The organism is Thermococcus litoralis DSM 5473 (assembly GCF_000246985.2).
In the GTDB taxonomy this organism is placed as follows: Archaea; Methanobacteriota_B; Thermococci; order Thermococcales; family Thermococcaceae; genus Thermococcus_A; species Thermococcus_A litoralis.
Genome location: NC_022084.1, coordinates 1,831,900 through 1,849,616 on the forward strand (window position 1 = coordinate 1,831,900; position 17,717 = coordinate 1,849,616).

22 protein-coding genes and 1 tRNA gene are annotated in these 17,717 nt (G+C 41.5%); 10 read left to right on the forward strand and 13 right to left on the reverse strand.

Annotated elements, in window-relative coordinates; translation table 11 throughout:
- Positions 1-48: 48 nt before the first annotated feature.
- Positions 49-1,401 (forward strand): RsmB/NOP family class I SAM-dependent RNA methyltransferase, encoded by a 1,353-nt coding sequence (locus tag OCC_RS10025; RefSeq protein ID WP_004067111.1) that lies wholly within the window; start codon positions 49-51, stop codon positions 1,399-1,401.
- Between the two features lie 3 nt (positions 1,402-1,404).
- Here the strand turns inward: OCC_RS10025 and OCC_RS10030 are convergent, their stop codons facing one another.
- Positions 1,405-2,469 carry a choice-of-anchor L domain-containing protein gene (locus OCC_RS10030; protein ID WP_143592387.1) on the reverse strand — a complete coding sequence of 355 codons (1,065 nt, stop codon included), beginning with the start codon at positions 2,467-2,469 and terminating at the stop codon, positions 1,405-1,407.
- 113 nt (positions 2,470-2,582) lie between these two features.
- Entirely contained in the window at positions 2,583-3,200 is a 618-nt protein-coding gene (locus tag OCC_RS10035; protein ID WP_004067113.1) for a TIGR00296 family protein, read from the reverse strand.
- A 96-nt stretch (positions 3,201-3,296) separates the two neighbouring features.
- On the opposite strand from OCC_RS10035, the gene OCC_RS10040 reads away from it, so the two are divergent.
- From OCC_RS10040 to OCC_RS10055, 4 genes are read left to right on the forward strand one after another with little or no spacing between them, the layout of a single operon-like run.
- Positions 3,297-3,608 carry an MTH1187 family thiamine-binding protein gene (locus tag OCC_RS10040; RefSeq protein ID WP_004067114.1) on the forward strand — a complete coding sequence of 104 codons (312 nt, stop codon included), beginning with the start codon at positions 3,297-3,299 and terminating at the stop codon, positions 3,606-3,608.
- 7 nt (positions 3,609-3,615) lie between these two features.
- Positions 3,616-4,743, forward strand: a complete 1,128-nt coding sequence (locus OCC_RS10045; protein ID WP_004067116.1) for a DUF373 family protein — start codon at positions 3,616-3,618, stop codon at positions 4,741-4,743.
- Positions 4,712-5,776, forward strand: a complete 1,065-nt coding sequence (locus OCC_RS10050; RefSeq protein ID WP_004067118.1) for a hypothetical protein — start codon at positions 4,712-4,714, stop codon at positions 5,774-5,776. Before OCC_RS10045 ends, OCC_RS10050 begins: the two co-directional genes overlap by 32 nt.
- Before the next feature lie 42 nt (positions 5,777-5,818).
- Positions 5,819-6,664 (forward strand): deoxyribonuclease IV, encoded by an 846-nt coding sequence (locus OCC_RS10055; protein WP_004067119.1) that lies wholly within the window; start codon positions 5,819-5,821, stop codon positions 6,662-6,664.
- Here the strand turns inward: OCC_RS10055 and OCC_RS10060 are convergent.
- Both OCC_RS10060 and OCC_RS10065 read right to left on the reverse strand, forming a co-directional pair.
- Positions 6,654-7,850 (reverse strand): aminotransferase class V-fold PLP-dependent enzyme, encoded by a 1,197-nt coding sequence (locus OCC_RS10060; protein WP_004067120.1) that lies wholly within the window; start codon positions 7,848-7,850, stop codon positions 6,654-6,656. The genes OCC_RS10055 and OCC_RS10060 overlap by 11 nt on opposite strands.
- Before the next feature lie 9 nt (positions 7,851-7,859).
- Positions 7,860-8,948 (reverse strand): DmpA family aminopeptidase, encoded by a 1,089-nt coding sequence (locus tag OCC_RS10065; RefSeq protein ID WP_004067121.1) that lies wholly within the window; start codon positions 8,946-8,948, stop codon positions 7,860-7,862.
- A gap of 88 nt (positions 8,949-9,036) precedes the next feature.
- Between OCC_RS10065 and cobO the strand changes: the two genes are divergently transcribed.
- Positions 9,037-9,567, forward strand: a complete 531-nt coding sequence (cobO, locus tag OCC_RS10070; RefSeq protein ID WP_004067122.1) for a cob(I)yrinic acid a,c-diamide adenosyltransferase — start codon at positions 9,037-9,039, stop codon at positions 9,565-9,567.
- An 89-nt stretch (positions 9,568-9,656) separates the two neighbouring features.
- Positions 9,657-9,911 (forward strand): UPF0147 family protein, encoded by a 255-nt coding sequence (locus tag OCC_RS10075; protein ID WP_004067124.1) that lies wholly within the window; start codon positions 9,657-9,659, stop codon positions 9,909-9,911.
- On the opposite strand, the gene OCC_RS10080 is transcribed toward OCC_RS10075, so the two are convergent.
- The 9 genes from OCC_RS10080 to OCC_RS10115 form a co-directional block, all read right to left on the reverse strand.
- Positions 9,904-10,476, reverse strand: a complete 573-nt coding sequence (locus tag OCC_RS10080) for an aldolase (RefSeq protein WP_004067126.1) — start codon at positions 10,474-10,476, stop codon at positions 9,904-9,906. The genes OCC_RS10075 and OCC_RS10080 overlap by 8 nt on opposite strands.
- Positions 10,473-11,057, reverse strand: coding sequence for a hypothetical protein (locus OCC_RS10085; RefSeq protein WP_004067128.1), 585 nt, complete (start codon positions 11,055-11,057; stop codon positions 10,473-10,475). The genes OCC_RS10080 and OCC_RS10085 overlap by 4 nt, the downstream gene beginning before the upstream one ends.
- 108 nt (positions 11,058-11,165) lie before the next feature.
- The gene (locus tag OCC_RS12720) at positions 11,166-11,624 is read right to left on the reverse strand and encodes a TRAP transporter large permease subunit (protein WP_238565058.1); all 459 of its coding nucleotides are present in this window, start codon (positions 11,622-11,624) and stop codon (positions 11,166-11,168) included.
- Positions 11,587-12,477 (reverse strand): TRAP transporter large permease subunit, encoded by an 891-nt coding sequence (locus OCC_RS12725; protein ID WP_020953803.1) that lies wholly within the window; start codon positions 12,475-12,477, stop codon positions 11,587-11,589. Before OCC_RS12725 ends, OCC_RS12720 begins: the two co-directional genes overlap by 38 nt.
- A complete protein-coding gene (locus OCC_RS10095) occupies positions 12,470-12,967 on the reverse strand; it encodes a TRAP transporter small permease subunit (RefSeq protein ID WP_004067130.1) in 498 nt (165 codons plus the stop codon). The genes OCC_RS12725 and OCC_RS10095 overlap by 8 nt, the downstream gene beginning before the upstream one ends.
- A gap of 22 nt (positions 12,968-12,989) precedes the next feature.
- The gene (locus OCC_RS10100) at positions 12,990-14,111 is read right to left on the reverse strand and encodes a TRAP transporter substrate-binding protein (RefSeq protein ID WP_004067132.1); all 1,122 of its coding nucleotides are present in this window, start codon (positions 14,109-14,111) and stop codon (positions 12,990-12,992) included.
- 319 nt (positions 14,112-14,430) lie between these two features.
- Positions 14,431-14,518 (reverse strand) — tRNA-Leu (locus tag OCC_RS10105).
- A gap of 72 nt (positions 14,519-14,590) precedes the next feature.
- Positions 14,591-14,968, reverse strand: a complete 378-nt coding sequence (locus OCC_RS10110; protein ID WP_020953804.1) for a hypothetical protein — start codon at positions 14,966-14,968, stop codon at positions 14,591-14,593.
- A 50-nt stretch (positions 14,969-15,018) separates the two neighbouring features.
- Positions 15,019-15,396: a hypothetical protein gene (locus tag OCC_RS10115; RefSeq protein WP_148290407.1), complete on the reverse strand. Its 378-nt coding sequence runs from the start codon at positions 15,394-15,396 to the stop codon at positions 15,019-15,021.
- A gap of 145 nt (positions 15,397-15,541) precedes the next feature.
- On the opposite strand from OCC_RS10115, the gene OCC_RS10120 reads away from it, so the two are divergent.
- The 3 genes from OCC_RS10120 (at position 15,542) to OCC_RS10130 (ending at position 17,695) form a co-directional block, all read left to right on the forward strand.
- A complete protein-coding gene (locus tag OCC_RS10120; protein ID WP_004069291.1) occupies positions 15,542-15,922 on the forward strand; it encodes a 30S ribosomal protein S6e in 381 nt (126 codons plus the stop codon).
- Positions 15,923-16,030: 108 nt separating this feature from the next.
- The gene (locus tag OCC_RS10125; RefSeq protein ID WP_004069289.1) at positions 16,031-17,263 is read left to right on the forward strand and encodes a translation initiation factor IF-2 subunit gamma; all 1,233 of its coding nucleotides are present in this window, start codon (positions 16,031-16,033) and stop codon (positions 17,261-17,263) included.
- A 24-nt stretch (positions 17,264-17,287) separates the two neighbouring features.
- Positions 17,288-17,695, forward strand: a complete 408-nt coding sequence (locus tag OCC_RS10130; RefSeq protein WP_004069287.1) for a PIN domain-containing protein — start codon at positions 17,288-17,290, stop codon at positions 17,693-17,695.
- Positions 17,696-17,717: the final 22 nt, after the last annotated feature.

Sequence of the window (17,717 nt, forward strand, 5' to 3'; positions counted from 1 at the left end):
AAATAAAAGTTCCGCCAAATTTTTAAACCCCCATCCAAATCGAAAATCATGGAGTTGTTCTACAGAATAACCCTTCACGAACTCATTGCAGATATACTGACCCTCATAGAGGAGCGTGAGCTTTCATCAAAAAATGCTTTGGAGAGAGTTTTCAAGAGGGTTAGCGGGAAGGACAGAGAAAGGGCGAGAGGTTTGGCTCATGCTTACGTTTTTGAAATTGAAAAATGGAGGAAGAAAATAGATTTTATCGCGAATTCTCTCCTCAAAGGAACCAGAATCGAGGATCTCGACCTCTACCTTGCGAACCTTCTTAGGATTGGTATATTTGAAATGAAGTTTAAGGGTGTTAATCCAGCAATAGCCACTGATTCAGTGGTTAGAGTTGTAAAGGAAAAATATGACTTAAACAGAGCAAAATTTGTAAATGCTGTTCTCAGAGAGACAGAAAAATTCGATCTGGAAAAAGCTCTAAAAAAGCTTAAAGAAAAGGATAGGATAGAGTATCTAAGCGTAAAATTTTCCCATCCACGCTGGTATGTTGAATACGTAATTGACCTTCTCGGCTATGAAAGTGCGATAAGACTCTTGCTGAGCAATAACAGACCTCAAAGATACTACGTTAGAGTCAATCCATTAAAAACTGACATAGACAAACTTGCGGAATATTTGGAAGAACATGGCGTTAGAACGGCAAGAACCCCAGTTGATGACGTTCTAAAGATTTTGGAATACGAAACACCTATAACCCGCTTGGATTGGTATAAAGAAGGCTATTTTGTTATTCAAGACCTTGCTAGTGCTTATGTTGCCCACGTCCTTGCTCCTGAAAAAGGTGAGAGGGTTTTAGATCTTGCCGCTGCCCCGGGAAGCAAAACCTTCCACGTGGCCCATTTAATGGAAAATACTGGAAAGATAGTTGCCGTTGATTATTCCGCCGAAAGGCTCCAAAAAATGAAGGCAAAAATGAAAGTTCTTGGCGTCAAAAACGTCAAACTTGTGCACGCAGATGGGATGAAATTTAAAGATAAAGAGCCATTTGACAAGATAATTCTCGATGCTCCCTGCTCTTCTTCTGGAACATACAGACAATTCCCGGAAGTTAAATGGCGCTTTGATGAGAAAAAGATAAAGAAGGTTATTCAGGTTCAAAAAGCTATGATAAGAAACGCTTACAAAAATCTAAGAGAAGGCGGGGAAATGACATATTCCACGTGCTCAATAAGAGTCGATGAAAATGAGGAGAACATAAAGTACGCCATGAATAAGGTAGGTTTTGAGCTTGTCGATTATCCATTCTCATGGGGAGAGAAGGGGGTCACTGAGATTGGAGATAAGGTTTTTAGGAGTTTCACTCATTTACACGACTGTAACAGCTTTTTCATTGCAAAATTGAAAAAATAAAAATTAAGACTCTATTTCTTGGATGGCACTTTCTAATAGGCTTATCACATCTCTCTCATAAAGATACGCTCTTCTTACTGCATAAACTCTGGGTAAAGGCACATACTGTTTCCAAATCTTTGCCCTTATGCTCTCAAGATCATCAGTGTGCCAAGCATAGAGCATCTGCTCGGTCGCATTAAGGTGGAGTTCCAACGCCTTTTTTAAAGTTTCATTACTGACCCCAATTTCCTCCGCTTTTGCATATAGCGCTGCAAACTGATCGTATTTGTTAAAAAAGTACTTGCTCCAGATCTGGATCATCATTATGTAACTCCTTTTATCCGCCTTTCCTTTACCCCCAATAAATTTCAAGTCGTCAATGAATGCGAAAGTGTCTACCGAGTAATCATCCTCGTCAGCTATTTGAAATACCAGGGTTATTACTTTTCCTCTATACTTACTTACATCTAGACTCGCTGTGTAGATTGATGTGACTTCATTAATATCGACGGTTGGGTCTGGAGATGTATAGTTTTGAATTCCATCCCCCACATACGGTATATTCCCATTAGGCAAAAGAGCCATGTCTTTAGTAGAACCATCGGGTAATATAACATATGCCCTAAAGAAATCCCTATACTCATCCACACAACATGGAATCTCATTCGAACCAAAGAGCCACTTGAAAGACAAGGTTTTGGCATTAGCAGGAACTTTTAGCTTAATGGTTAAAGTTGCGACGTCATTTATTTCAGTTCCAAACACTGGGTGTCCATTCGGTACTGAGATTCCTCCTGTTGATCCAATGTTGCCGTTAACTGCGTTACTTGCGATTCCAGAACTTAAAATTACGTATGAATTTCCCTCTATTGGGAATTCCAGCTTGTCAATATTGGATATAAAAATTTGACCATCCCCTCCTTCAAAAGTAGCACTTACGAGAGTATTCCTGGAATCCTTACTTAGAATAGCAAGAGCTTCTTGTTTTGCATCCCTTGTTAGAGATTGAGCAGTTGTAAAACCCCCTACACCAGCTAAAAACAAAAACACAATTCCTAGGGTTATCAACTTTTTCAATTCGCACACCTTCCATGCTTCTTTAGTCTAATTTAGAACCTGAAAGTATTTAGGTAATTGGTCATTACCCCTTTTAAATTCAACAAAAATCTCCAAAAGAAGGTATAATGAGATAAACAACGCTATGGAAGTGGCTTTCTCTTCACAGGCCCGTTAGGATACTCTTCCTCAAAAATCTCCGCCGTAAAACGGTAAACTTCTGTATCTTCATCCAACCAGCAGTCCGGTGGAAGGCCTGCCTTCCAGCATGTTTCACTCAAGAATTCCTCTTCATCCCATCCCCATTCAATAGGAACTTGAGGAAGCAAAAGCCCGCTGTAAATCCCCTTTTTAATGATAAGCCCATCCCTTCCAACCTTTATCTTTTTAGGTCTCTCGTGAGGAGGCCCCTCTACCGGCTCTGGAGGAGTTAGAACACTGACTTCTATCGTTAGATTATCAAGTTCGTCAAGTGTTACGGGAGGAAATCGCGGATCATCAACAGCTGCATAAATAGCAGCTTTTATAGTTGCTCTGACTAAGGGATATATTGGATATGGGAAACCTATGCACCCACGTAATGCCTGCGTAGGGAGAACACCTACCCTGTTAAGAGTTACAAAAACTCCCATTTTTTCCCAAAGTTCTGGAGGAGTGTCCTTAGGAGGCTCTATTTCCTTACCAGACTTCAAGTACTCCTCTATGGCTTTTCTGGCAAGCCTAACTAGAAATTCTCCCCACTCATCTTTTATCTTATACATCTCTCTCACCAATACTCTTTTGTTCATTGGGTAAAATAAGGCTTTCCACCGTTAAGCTTAAAAAATCGTCGATTCTAATTTAGCCAGGTGTCGAAAATGGGAGTGATTATTGAATTTGTCATTGTTCCGTTGGGAGAACTAAGCTTAAGCAAATATATCGCCCATGTAGTAAAGCTTTTAGAGGGGAAGAGAGTAAAATATCAATTGACTCCTATGGGCACAATCATTGAAGTCCCAACTCTCAGAGAGGGTCTAAAGATAGTTGAAGAGGCTCATGAAGCAATGTTTGCACTAGGTGCAAAGAGAGTTTCAACAACGATAAGAATTGATGACAGAAGGGACAAGGATAGAAAAATGGAGGATAAGGTAAAATCAGTTTTTGAGAAAGTCCGGGGGGATAAAGATTAAAGTATTGGTGCTTGCCATCGATAGAGATGATGATTTTGGAAAAAAAGCTGGGGTTAGTGGACCTGTTATTGGAAGGGATGCATGTATAGATGCCGCTCTGAAACTTAGCCTTGCCGATCCTGAAGACAGCGATGCCAACGTTTTATATGCTGCAGTAAAGCTATACGACGAGCTCAAAGAAAGGGGAGAATTTGAAGATGTTGAAGTAGCACTCATTACAGGGCATCCAGATGTAGGTGTTAAGAGCGATCTGGAACTACAAAAACAGTTAGAAGAGGTTCTTAAGCGTTTTCCCGCTGATGGAGTTATACCAGTGACAGATGGAGCAGAAGATGAGCAAATATTCCCCATAATAACTTCAAGAATTCCTATCATAAGCACTCGCAGGGTTGTAGTAAAACAAAGCGAAAGCATTGAGACAACGTATTACATTCTGTATCGCTATCTAAAAGAAATCTTAAGTGATCCTGAAGCAGCAAAAATATTCTTTGGACTCCCTGGAATGATATTACTTATTTATGGCATTGCCCGGTTGCTTTCTATAAAATATCAACAGAGTGTTGCAATAATTTCGTCAACCGTTACCGGGTTAATACTCTTTCTCATAGGAGGATACTTCTTCGCAAAGGCTTTCCGAATAAGAGAAGTTCTAGGGAACTTCCTAACCAAGGGATTTATACAGTTTGTTTCTGCTGTTGCAGCAATATTCGTCCTCTTCGCTGGAGCAGTGAACGCTTATCTTAACTTAGAAAGCATTGCACTCCAATTAACCGGTAGGTATCCTGGGACGGAGCTCTTAGGAGCAGTTATCTTTCTAAATGCCATAAACACCCCATTTATCGTTTCACTGGGCGTTTTAATGATAGGCAAGATCGTTCATTCTTACCTGAGAAGGGATTACCATATATGGTATTACATAAGCGGCATTTTGCTGTTGCCGGCATTGTGGATAACAATTGACGTTACTACACTCTATGCCCTCTCAATAGTATCCTTTGCTTCAATTGAATTCCTGAAGAAAGGGCTCATAGCAATTGCCGATATAGCCCTTGCAACCCTTGTCGGAATGTATCTAAGGGATAAAGTAAGAGGATGGGAGAAAGTTGAAACTGAGAGAAGCACTCCGGGAGTATGAAAAAATAAAAGAAGATGTCAAAAAACAAAGACAAAAAATAGCGGAAAAATACACAAAGACCTCTAAGGAGATTGTCTCAAAAATTCTCAAAAATCTTGAGAAGCTTGAGCAGAAAGAGTTGCCCAAAAAGGTTGACCCCCGATTAGCAAGAATTGTAGAGGTTGAGAAGGAGAGATACATAACTGCACTTCGAAATATGGTGAAAAAGATAGAAAACATTGAAGATGTCAAAAAGATACTGCCAGAAATCTCCAAGTTTCATGTTGCTCATGGGCGGCATTTACTCTTGGTCTTTGAGAAGGAAGTGTACGAAATAAACGCCCTTTTAAAGTCCCTATCTAAGGAGTATTCCGCATACCTTGAAGAAATAAATAAAGTTGGTATTGAAAACGTGAAGGCTAAAGAGCTGCTAAAAGAATTGGAAGATCTTAAAAGCCACATAAAAGAAGAGGAACGTTCAAAAGAAAATCTCATGACGCAGTTAAAAAGGCTTCAGGAACAGATTGAGGAGCTCGAAAATAAGCCAGAGTTTAAAGCCCTTAAAGAATCAGAAGAAAAGCTCAGAAGAGAAATATCGCAAAAAGAAATAAAGATCCGTTCTAAGGTTTCCAAGCTTCAAAAACCAATAAAAAGAATGAGAATGCCAGATGCGACTGCGAGAGAATTTTTAAAGGATTCTGCCTATGCCATTCATCATCCAGAAGAGTTTCTAAAGTTGCTCGATAAAATTAAAGACAATCTTGACAAAAAGTATAAGAAAACTGCAGAATGGGCTAAGACAAATTTGGTAAAGGAGTCTCAAGAGCTAAATGCCATGAAAGAAAGATTAACAAAAATCGAAGAGAAACTCTCAACTTTCATAGGTGAAGAAGAAGCCAAAAAACGGGAAATTGAGGAGCTAAAGAAAAAAATCCAAGAAAAGGAAGAGAAAATAAGGTCGTTCAAGAAGCAGATACATGAGCTAGAGGAAGAGCTTAGAAAAAGCATTTCAAAACTTGAACGCATCTTGGGAGAAAAAATCGAGAGGAGTTAAAGTTTTTATATTTTTAGGATTACCTAATTCTGGGTGGTGAAAATGATAAAGATTGACAGGCTGAGATTCGGAACAGCCGGAATACCTCTTTCAACACCAAAGCCCTCAACGATCTCTGGCATAGAACAGGTTAGAAAGCTTGGCTTAGATGCAATGGAGCTTGAGTTTGTGAGAGGAGTTAATATAAAACCCGAAATGGCCAAAAAAATAAAATATGTCGCACAAAAGAACGATGTTCTTCTCACGGCACATGCGCCTTATTACATAAACCTAAACGCAACAGAGAAAGCGAAAGTAGAAGCAAGCAAAAGGAGGATAATCCAGAGTGCCGAGCGTTTGCACGAGGCTGGAGGCTGGAGTGTGGTGTTCCACGCAGGTTATTACTTAAAACAAGATCCATCTAAGGTTTATGAGAAAATTAAGAACGAAATAAAGGACATTGTGAGAGTTTTACAGGACAAAGGAATAGACGTGTGGATAAGGCCAGAGCTGACTGGAAAGCCAACCCAGTTTGGAAGCCTCCAAGAAATAATAAAGCTAAGCCAGGATGTTGAACAAGTTTTACCAGCCATAGATTTCGCCCATTGCCATGCGAGAAACAAAGGAAAGTACAACAGTGCTGAAGAGTGGAGGGAGATACTGTCACTCATCGAGAAGGAACTTGGAAGAGAGGCTTTAGATAACATGCATATTCACATAAGTGGAATAAACTACTCCGAAAAGGGTGAGAGGAACCATTTGAACCTGCAGGAAAGCGATATGAAGTGGGAGGATTTGCTAAGGGTTTTAAAAGAGTTCAGGGTCAAAGGAGTCGTTATAAGCGAGAGCCCCAACATAGAGGGCGATGCTCTGTTAATGAAGAAAAAATATGAGGAGATCAAAGTTTAGAAAGATAATCCACGAGGGAATTCAAAAATATCTCAACATCCTCCATTTCGTTGTACAAGTGAGGAGAAGCCCGTATACCGTAATGACCCAACGCTCCCCTGTGACTGACCTTTATTCCTTCAGCGATCATCTGTTGGTAAATTTCTTCTTCTTTCTCATAGCTCAAGCCTGTTTTTATTGTAACTATTGCCGAGTTTTCCCAGTTTTCGTTACCAATAACCTCTAACCCCAAGCTCAGAGCTTCATCTCTAATCTTTCCTGCGAGCTTGGTGTTGTGCTTCTCAATTTTCTCTATGTTTAGGGCATTTATCAACTCAAGGGCTCCCCAGAGAGCTGTTGCCATAAGGTAAGGCGGACCACCACCAAAGTCAAGCTTTCTCGCATCGTTTTTAAGCTCGAATTTTCCCCAAGGATTCTTTTCGGGCATTCCCCACCACGATGACCACTCTCCCATAGGGGGCTTCATATTCAACAGTCCGGCTAGTGGGGAGGCTTCTTCGATAAGTTCATTGGAGATATACATAATCCCAGAACCAATAGAGGGGTTAAGTAACCACTTCTCACCCCCAGCAACAAAGGCATCGACTCCTTCTCTTTCTGGATATAATACCAAACCACCAGCATGCTGAACAGCATCCGCTATGAGCCATGCCCCATGCTCGTGGGCAATTTTGGATATTTCCTTTAGGTTCATCCTTTGGCCCGAGATCCACTGGACACTGCTCCCGATTACTGCAAAGGTGCTATCATCTACAGCTTTCTCAACATCTTCAATGAAGTACCAGCCACCTCTGTTTTTGACAATCCTGAGCTCCAGACGGTGCTTTTTTGCATAGCTTTTAAGAAGACAGGCGAGTGAGGGGAACTCCATATCAAAGGAGACAATATTCATGCCCTTTCTCGGCTCCAGCGATAAGAGTAATCTCTTCAGCCCCTCTGTTGTCTGGATTGTTAGGGTTAGATTCTCTTTGCTGGTATGAAAAAGCTTTGCTCCCTCTTCGAGGACTTTTTCCATGATCTCTCTGTCTAAAAAGTCCACCGAGTCAGCCCCTTCCTTGAAATCTACCAAATAAGACGAAAAATCCATAATTCTTTTGAGAGCAGTTAAGGGCAAAAATCCAGCACTTGCCGTGTTCAAATAAGCTTTAAAATTCTTTAATCCGGGAAAGAGATGTTTAATGCTCATGCTTCCACCTCAGCTTTTTTCTAACCTTCCATACTTTTCCATTATTTTTATGAGCTCTTCTTTGGGAAGAGCGTAGCGGATGTGATTGTCTCTTCCGCTCATGGTCTTTGCCTGGAGAAGGGAGTTAATTATCGCCTCTTCAATGGCCTCAGCTGTAGCTTTAAAGAGGGGTGACAGGATGCTATCAGGGAGTGCTTTTATGCTTAGTGGATCTTTTTGGTAGTGTTTTACCCTTTGGGCAGTCGAAAAGGCAAAAACTATATCTCCGCTTCCATTGTATGCATAACCCCCAGTTCTTGCCAACCCTAAGGTGCCCCTCTTGGCAATCCTATAGAGTTGTCTCGAAGTTAGGGGAGCATCGGTTGCAACAACAATTATTATGCTTCCTTTCCCTTCTCCCCCTTTTCCGGGCCAGTCTTTCAGCTCCAGCCCTACGGGGACTCCAGCTATCGTTAAATCCTCTCTTTTACCAAAATTACTCAAAACCAAAGCTCCAACGGTGTATTTTCTCCCCTCAATATGCACAACCCTAGAAGAAGAGCCAATACCTCCCTTAAACTCGAAGGCACTCATCCCAGTTCCAGCGCCAACGGCACCTTCTTCAAAGTCTTCTTTTGCGTTTTCAATTGCTTCAAATATGTGCTCTCTTTTGACGTGCTTACCTCTGATGTCATTTAGGTAGGAGTCGTTACATTCCATGACCACTGGATTAACTGAACCTGTACTCACTCCTATGTCCTCATTTTGCTCAAGCATGTAATCTATAAGGGCATCAGCAGCAGTGCCGATGCTTAGAGTGTTAGTTAGTATTATCGGCGTCTCAAGGGTTCCCAGTTCTTGCACTTGAACTAAGCCAACTGGTTTGGCGTAACCGTTCATAACGAAAACATTTGCCAGAAGCTTTTCCTTATAGATATTCCCATTATGGGGGATTATCGCTGTCACTCCCGTTCTTACAGGCCCTTTACCCGGGATAAGTTTTCCTTCGCCTTGGATTAGCGTGACGTGACCAACTTTGACGCCTTTAACATCACTTATTGAGTTTTTCTTTCCATGTTCAGAAACTCCAATTTTGATGCCAAGTTCAGGAGCTTTCATACAGACCACCAATAAGAATACGCCCGAAAAATAAAAGCTCTTCCGCAATGGATAAATACTCCAACACCAAGTTTCTTTGGTGACTAAAATGGTTGACTGGAAAGAGAAACTCGGGTTGGTACACATATACACAGGAAACGGAAAAGGAAAAACCACAGCTGCCTTTGGCTTAGCATTAAGAATGCTTGGAAACGGAGGAAGGGTTATTATGATACAATTTTTGAAATCAGTTAATGTCTATGGCGAACAGAGAAAAGCCCAAGAATGCGGGGTTGTTGTTGAATCCTATGGTTTACCAAAGTTCGTTCACGGAAAACCTGAGCCAGAAGAGATTGAAGCTGCAAAAAAAGCATTAGAAAGAGCTAAGGAAGTTGTTAAAAGTGGCAAATGGGATCTCGTAATTCTAGACGAAATATGTGTAGCTTTGGGATTTAAGATGATAAAAATCGAAGAGGTTAAAGAGCTCATAAAAGAAAAAGCTCCAAATACTGAACTTGTCCTAACAGGCAGATATTGTCCGGTAGAGCTTTATGAATTAGCAGACTATATAACGGAAATGAGGGAAATAAAACATCCCTATACTAAGGGAGTGGTTGCCAGAAAGGGTGTAGAGTACTAAAAGAACCGAAAAGGTTTTAATAACCAATGTGCAATATATGGTGGGAAAATTTTAGTTACGAATTCTTACTTAAATTGGAGGTGATGGAAATGAGCGAGGAAAGGATCCAACAGATTATCCAAGTTCTGAAAGAGCAGGTTGTTCAGGATACGATCGTCCCGAGGAATATTAGGAGGGCTGCTGAACAAGCAATTGAAGCCCTAATGGATGCCAGCAAAGATCCAACCGTGAGAGCCGCGGATGCTATCGCTATTCTTGAGGAGATTAGCGAGGATCCAAACATGCCAATGCACACGAGAACTATAATCTGGGAAGTATTGGGCGCTTTGGAGCAGATTAAATGATTTGCTTGCCTTTTTCTTTTAGATACCATAGCTTTGCACTTTCTTCTACCAATTCCGCTTTGTAATAAGCTTCCCTTAAGCTTTTTCCGACGGTTACTATTCCATGATTCTGCAAAATAACTGCATCATAATGTTCTAGATACTTTGCAGTCTCTTTAGCCAATTCCCAGCTCCCAGCTGGTTTGAACTCAGCTATGGGAATCTTTTTTAGATATATCTCAGCCTCGGGTGTTATTATGGGGAGTTCTTCACTAAGCAACGTAGATGCAACTATCGAATAAGGGGGATGGAGATGGACTATAGCTCTTATATCCCCTCTCCGCTTGTAGCTTTCAACATGAAGCTTCCATTCTGAAGAAGGCTTTACTAAGCTTAGAACGTTCCCATCAAGGTCAATCACGGCTATTTGCTCTTGCGTAAGTTCATCCATAACAGACCCAGTTGCCTTTATGAAGACTTTTCCGTTAAAAAGAACACTTAAATTGCCTCCAAATGCCGCGGTTAGCCCTCTTTCGTGAGCTAGTTTGGAGTACCTAACAAGCATCTCCTTAACAATTCTGCTCATTTTTTCACCACCTTTACCCCAAAGCCGCAGGAGCTACAGTAGGCAACATCTTTCTGCCACACAAGTCCATCAGCTCCACATACAGGGCACACTTCAAGTTTACCGCTTTCTTTCCATGCATCATAGGTTTTCTCACTTATTACAAGGAAGATATCCCCATTTTCCTTTTCAAAATATCCCAAAACAGGAATGCTCTTTAGTTCAAAGGTCTCTGCGTCTATTATAACAGGCTCTAAACCAATGTTTCCTTCAAATTCGAGGTCATTAGCCGGTATTATATCAACTATGTAAGCATTGAGTGTTTTGTCGTAATACATCATGAGCTGCAGGGCATCGCTTAAATCTCCGGAGGAAGAGAATACATCCACGGTTATGTACTTTGCAGATGGGATCAAAAGGGCGAGAACGTATTTAGAGCGGAATAGGGCAAGTCCCCTTCCCAAACACACCTCTTCGAGACCAAGAGAGACCAATATTTTTCGAAGACTCTCTCCATCCGGGATTTCCTTTTCTTGTAATATTTGATCTTTAATTTTTTCGGCAAGGGGCATCGCGAGCATTATCGGTTCGTAGATTATCATCGCTCTCACCACAAGAACTAGGAGGGTTTGTTTTTTAAGCCTTTATTATAGTGGAAAAACAAAAACATAGTGTCCAAAATCAGAAACAAAAAATGAAAAATATTAAACTTAGGTCCTAAATAAAATGTTTATAAACCAAAGAACTATTCCTGGCTTTAGAATTATGACGATTATTGCTATCACTTGCAACACGATAAATGGTATCACTGCCCGGTAAATTTCATCCATTGAGACTTCTTCAATGGCTCCTTTAAAGTAGTAGAGTCCAAGCCCCACTGGAGGAGTTAGATATGACACTAGGAGCATTGAGGTAAATGCTACACCCCACCATAAGGGATCGTATCCTAGCCCAGTTACTGCTGGAGTTAATATTGGAGTCATGATCATGATGATGGAAACTGGATCCACGAACATTCCAAGGAAGAAGATTAGGGCCAGTGAGAATACTAGCACAGTGATCTTTGCCGCTGGGAGAGAGAGGAGCAGGTCGACCACTAACTTTTTCCCACCTATTCCACTGAAAACTGAACTAAATGCCGAACCACCTGCCATTATCCAGCATGCCATTGAGGTGACTTTTAAAGTGACAATCAAGGCTTCGTCTATGACCTTCTTGGTTAACTTGCCCCCTTAAGAAGACGTACACCAAACTTAGGAATGCTCCAACACCAGAAGCCTCTGTTGGTGTTGCTATTCCTGTAAATATTGAACCTAAAACTCCAAATATTATAGCAAGCGGCCCAATGAGATACTTAAGCGAAGCTATTTTTTCCTTAAGTGTAATCTCCCCAGCTTCAAACACTGGTACTTTGTCCTTGTTTAAGTGGCTCCACACTAGTACGTAAATACTGAATATGATAGCCATTACCGTCCCAACTCCAAGTCCTCCGGCAAAGAGCTTTCCTACAGACACTCCTGCAACAGAACCATAAACGATCATGTTAAAGCTCGGCGGAACAACTTGTGGTAATGTACCTGCTGCCAATATTGAACCTATGGCAAGTTTTTTGTCGTATCCGTGTCTAACCATGAGAGGGTATATAATAAGTGCCAAGCTGGCTATTGCTGCTGCTATGACTCCTGACATTGCTCCAATTGTATAACCCAGAATAATTGCTATTACCGCTAAAGAACCTCTTATTCTACCCAAAAGCTTATAGAACGTAGTAAACAATTCATCCGCAATCCCACTTTTTTCAAGAACTGCAGACATGAACACAAACAAGGGCAACGCCACAAGAGCCCAATTATTCATCAGGCTCCATATTCCTTGAAACGTAACATATAAACCATTCCATCCCCAGAAGATCAGTCCAAACACTATCGACGTGAAGAACAACGCAAAAGCTACGGGGATATTCAACAATATAAGCCCAAATAGGAACAGGAACATTACAAACGGCATAAGGGTACTAGCCATGTTGATTCACCTCCCATTGTTTAATCTTTTCTAGCAACATTGGGATGGTCTGGAGCGTTATGAGAACTACCGATATTACTGCGACCCACTTAAACCACCATATGGGAGGCGCAAAAACTATTCCCAAACTAGAATCTACTTCTCTGATCATGAAAGATCTCCATGCGATAGGAGCTCCAACCAAAATCAATATTATTCCGCTTACCATAACTACTCCAATATCTATGATATCAAGCACTTTCCTAACCCTTTCTGGCACTTTTCTGTAAACTATGTCCACTGAGACATGACCGCCTTCATGCAGAGTATATGCCCCACCTAATGTGAAAAGGATTCCATAGAGCCATACTGAGACGAATATTGCACGAGAGTCTGCCATGTTAAGAAAGTATCTTGTAGCTACTTCGTAAACCACTACAAATGTTATCAGTAAGGTGGAATACATAATAAAAAAAGAAAGTTTGGAATTAAGCCTACTTATTGGATCCACGGTCAGCCACCTCTTTTGAGCTTTATCCTAATGCAGCTTCCAATGCATTGGCCCACTCTTCGTATCCTAAGTCTCTCCAAACCTTAACAAGTCTCTTAACGTATTCTTGGGCTTCTGGACTCTTCTTAGCATACTCTATGTGGAGTTGTACAGCAGTTTCAATTATCTTCTGGTTGTCTTCAGGTGGTAGCTTAACAAGGGTTGCCCCTGCATCAATCCATTTTTGTCTGTATTCTCTGTTCAATGTATTAACATAGTAGCTGCCCCAGAGATATGTCTCCATGTTGGCCACTTTAATAATTTCTTTAAGGTCGTCTGGAAGTTTGTTCCATACCTCGGGGTTTACGATCAAGAATGCATGTACTGCAGCTTCACTGTGCAAGTTTACACCTTTTGTAGGCTCCACAATATATTTAGCCACTTCGTGGAAGCCCATCTTGTAATCTGCCGCATAGTCTGTCCACTCAAGCCCGTCTATAGTTCCAAGTTGAAGGGCTTGATAGAGCTCACCAGATGCCATCATCATAGCTTGGGCACCGAGAGTGTTGTAAAATACTGCAGCTAGACCTGAAGATCTTAGTATCATACCTTTGACATCATCTAGCTTGGTTATGGGCTTAGTTGACACTAGAATTTCCGGTTCTCCATAGATCATGGGGCCGATATATACTACACCGAACTTTTCAAAGCTCTTTTGAACAAGGTCTTCAACGGCCTTTACTTGATAGAAGAGTTCATATGGGTTTGAGATAGGTCCGGGTTTACCTCCCGCAAGAGCCAATACTGGGTCTTGAGAAGCTAAATAGCTGCTGTAAAAGATTGCTATGTCAACTACACCGTTAGCAGTTGAGTCCACAATCTCAGTCACTGGGAAACCAAGTTCTCCAGCCTGATAAACTTCAATCTTTATTCTGCCATTGGACATTTTTTCGACTTCATCGGCGAAATGTTGAGCTATTTCAAACCCTGGATCACCTGCTAAATAGAACGTAGCCATTTTGAGCTCATACGTTTCTGCTGGAGCACTAGTTTGGGCTCCTGTGGCTTGAGTTTCTCCTCCAATACACCCTGCCACTAAAGACAGGGTCACCAAAGCAATCAATCCAAACGCCAAATTTTTCCCAAAAGAGATTCTTTGCAACATATTTAAACCCTCCAATAGATTTTCGTCATATTGTTGTTATTACTAAGTATTTAACCCTTTTTGCATACTTGTTCGTCATAACGTCGAGGATATTTTTATTTACTTTTAAATTTTGTCACAATTTTTGTAAAATATTTAGTGCCAATCAAATATTTGATAAATATCAAAGCAAATTGAGCTCAAGTGTAGATTATAAATAAAGTACTAACAAAAATGACAGATCTATTAAAAAACTTTTCAAAACTCACAAATGAATTAAAACATTTTGCATGATATTTGTAAGTGTGACAAGGACTTCAAACAAACTAAAAAGGAATTTTGGTGCGGGGGCGGGGATTTGAACCCCGGAACCCCTACGGGAGTGGATCTTGAGTCCACCGCCTTTGACCAGGCTCGGCAACCCCCGCGCTTGGAGTTTCATTTCTCTATACACCAATTCGGTTTTAAAAACCTTGTGGTCTCAAAGGGCGTGTTTAGTTTCACCCCCTGTTATTTAAACAGTATTTGACTCTGAGGAGGATTTTCAGACCATAACACATTACCCCAAGCAAAATTCGGGTTACAGTAGTCTTTTTCAGAAAACAGGGGATTCTACTGCCAAACCAAGTTGTAAACGCACCCCAGAACCCCTCATGAGGATTCCTATACCTGTACTCTTCTTCAGAAAACACTCTATCTCTCTTCTTACTACCAAAACCACCTGGAGGGTTCTTAGTTTTCTTAACAATCGGCCGATAACCCTTTTCCACCACAGTGTTCAGAACTTTCTTTGAATCATAAGCCCCATCAGCATAAAAATTCCCAGAACCCTCCGGCAGGAGTTCAATCAGCTCGTTCTCAGAAGTCGTGATCTTCACAGCAACCGGATACAGTAAACCCGGCAGGATTCTCGTTATTGCCTGAACTTCTATCCTGTCCTTTTTTTATTTGTGATAATGGTTGAGTCTGCTTGAGTGCTGGCGTAGGGTAATTTCTGGAGTTTTTTCAGGAGGTGGTTTGTCAGTTCTTCGAGGTTCAGCTTTTTCTCCCAGTTGTGGAGGGTTGAGTAGTGAATGTTTGCTCCGAAGAATTTTCTGCCGTAGTGCTGGGCGTCTCTGAGGGGTAGGTTGTAGTATTGTTTAAAGAGGAGTATTGCCAGTATTGTTTTTACTGGAAATTTTTTGGATTTTGGTAGGTTCTTCAGCTTTCCTTCTGATTCGAAGTCTGCTAAAACGTCGAGGATTATGAATGCCACGCTTTCAGGGTCTTTGAGTCTGTGATCCCATCTGGGGATCACGACAACCACCTGAAAGAATTCAGCAAAAACCCTAATAAAGGTTACTATAAACACGCCCTTGTTGAAGAAACCTTTTTAAATGAAGCCGCTTAGCCCATGGTGGACAAGGGGTTTACCCAATGAATCCCGCTAATGAAAGTGGAGGTGGGAGGAAATGGCAACATTTAAGCTTGTAATATCCGATCCAAAGAGTGGTATCGCAAAGCAGGTCGAAATTACTGGAGCTGAGGCAGATAAGTTGATTGGACTTAGAATAGGAGACGAAATAGAGGCTAAGGAGTTAGGGCTTAATTTGAGTGAAATCTTTGGAAGTGAAATTCCAGCAGATGTTAAGCTTAAAATAACCGGTGGAACTGACAAAGATGGCTTCCCAATGAGGCCTGACGTTCATGGGCCAAGAAGGGTTAGAATTCTCCTTTCAAGAGGTCCTGGATTTAGGCCTCAAGAGAGGGGAGAAAGGAGGAAGAAAACCGTTAGGGGCAACACAATAAGCCCCGAAATTGCTCAAATAAACGTTAAAATTGTCTATCCATGAACCTTCCTTCTCCATTCTTTAATCTTTAATTGTCATCGATTAATTTAAAAGTCCTTGTGGTAAGGTTAATAAGGGAGAATAAACCCTTAATTTTGGAGGCGAGGAAAAATGGCAAAGAAGAAGTTTAAGCAGGCTGAGGTTAATATCGGTATGGTCGGTCACGTTGATCACGGTAAGACAACACTAACAAAAGCTCTAACCGGAATTTGGACTGACACACATAGCGAGGAGCTTAGAAGGGGTATCACAATTAAGATAGGTTTTGCCGATGCTGAAATAAGAAAGTGTCCAAGCTGTGGAAGGTATTCTACTTCTCCAAAATGTCCATACTGTGGTGCTGAAACTGAGTTCGAGAGGAGAGTTTCTTTTATAGACGCTCCGGGCCACGAGGCTTTGATGACCACAATGCTGGCTGGGGCTTCTTTGATGGATGGTGCAGTTTTGGTTATTGCCGCAAATGAGCCGTGCCCAAGACCTCAAACGAGAGAGCACTTAATGGCATTGCAGATAGTAGGAAACAAGAACATAATAATCGCCCAAAACAAGATTGAGCTCGTAACGAAGGAACAAGCCATGGAAAACTACAGACAGATCAAGGAGTTCATCAAGGGCACTGTAGCGGAAAATGCTCCCATAATTCCAATCTCCGCCCTTCACGGAGCAAACATAGACGTGCTGATAAAGGCTATAGAGGACTTCATTCCAACACCCAAAAGGGATCCAAACAAACCTCCAAGAATGCTCGTTTTGAGAAGTTTTGACGTCAATAAACCTGGAACTCCTCCCGAAAAGCTTGTTGGTGGGGTTATTGGGGGTTCAATTATTCAAGGAAAGCTCAAAGTTGGAGATGAGATCGAAATAAGACCCGGGGTTCCCTATGAGGAGCATGGAAGGATAAAATATGAGCCCATAACCACTGAGATAGTCTCCCTCCAAGCGGGCGGAAGATTTGTAGAGGAGGCATACCCCGGTGGATTGGTGGGAGTTGGCACTAAGCTTGATCCCTTCTTGACTAAGGGAGATTTAATGGCAGGTAATGTTGTCGGAAAGCCAGGAAAGCTTCCACCGGTTTGGCAGGATCTTAGGTTAGAAGTGCACCTCCTTGAAAGGGTAGTTGGGACAGAAGAAGAACTTAAAGTAGAGCCGATAAAGAGGAAGGAAATACTCCTCCTCAACGTAGGGACAGCAAGAACAATGGGTCTCGTAACTGGATTAAGCAAAGACGAGATTGAACTCAAGCTCCAAATCCCGATATGTGCAGAGCCTGGAGAAAGAGTTGCAATTAGCAGACAGGTAGGCTCAAGGTGGAGACTTATCGGCTATGGCTTCATAAGGGAGTGATTCTTTCCCTTTTTTGGTGATTTTATGAGGAAGTGGATTGTTATTCCAGACACGAATTTTCTTTTAATCCCCGGTCAGTTTGGAGTTGATATAGTGGGCGAGCTTCATAGAATCCTCGATGTGAAGTTTGAGATCCTCATTCCGAACGTTGTTCTTGACGAACTCAGTGTAATAGAACGCAAGGTCAAAGGAAAAGATCTCATAGCTGTTAGAATGGCCAAAAGACTGGCTGAAAAGTTCAATATTGTGGAGATAGGCAGATTTGGAGAAAAACCTATAGACCAGCAGATACTTGAGTTTGCACTAAAAACCCCAAATGTGATAGTATGCACCAATGACAAAGCATTAAAGAGAAAGCTCCGCAAAAACGGCATTCCTGTGGTCTATTTGCGACAAAAAAAGATTCTTGAGCTTGAAGGCATGCTCTCCTAAGGCGGAGAAAGGTATATAACTA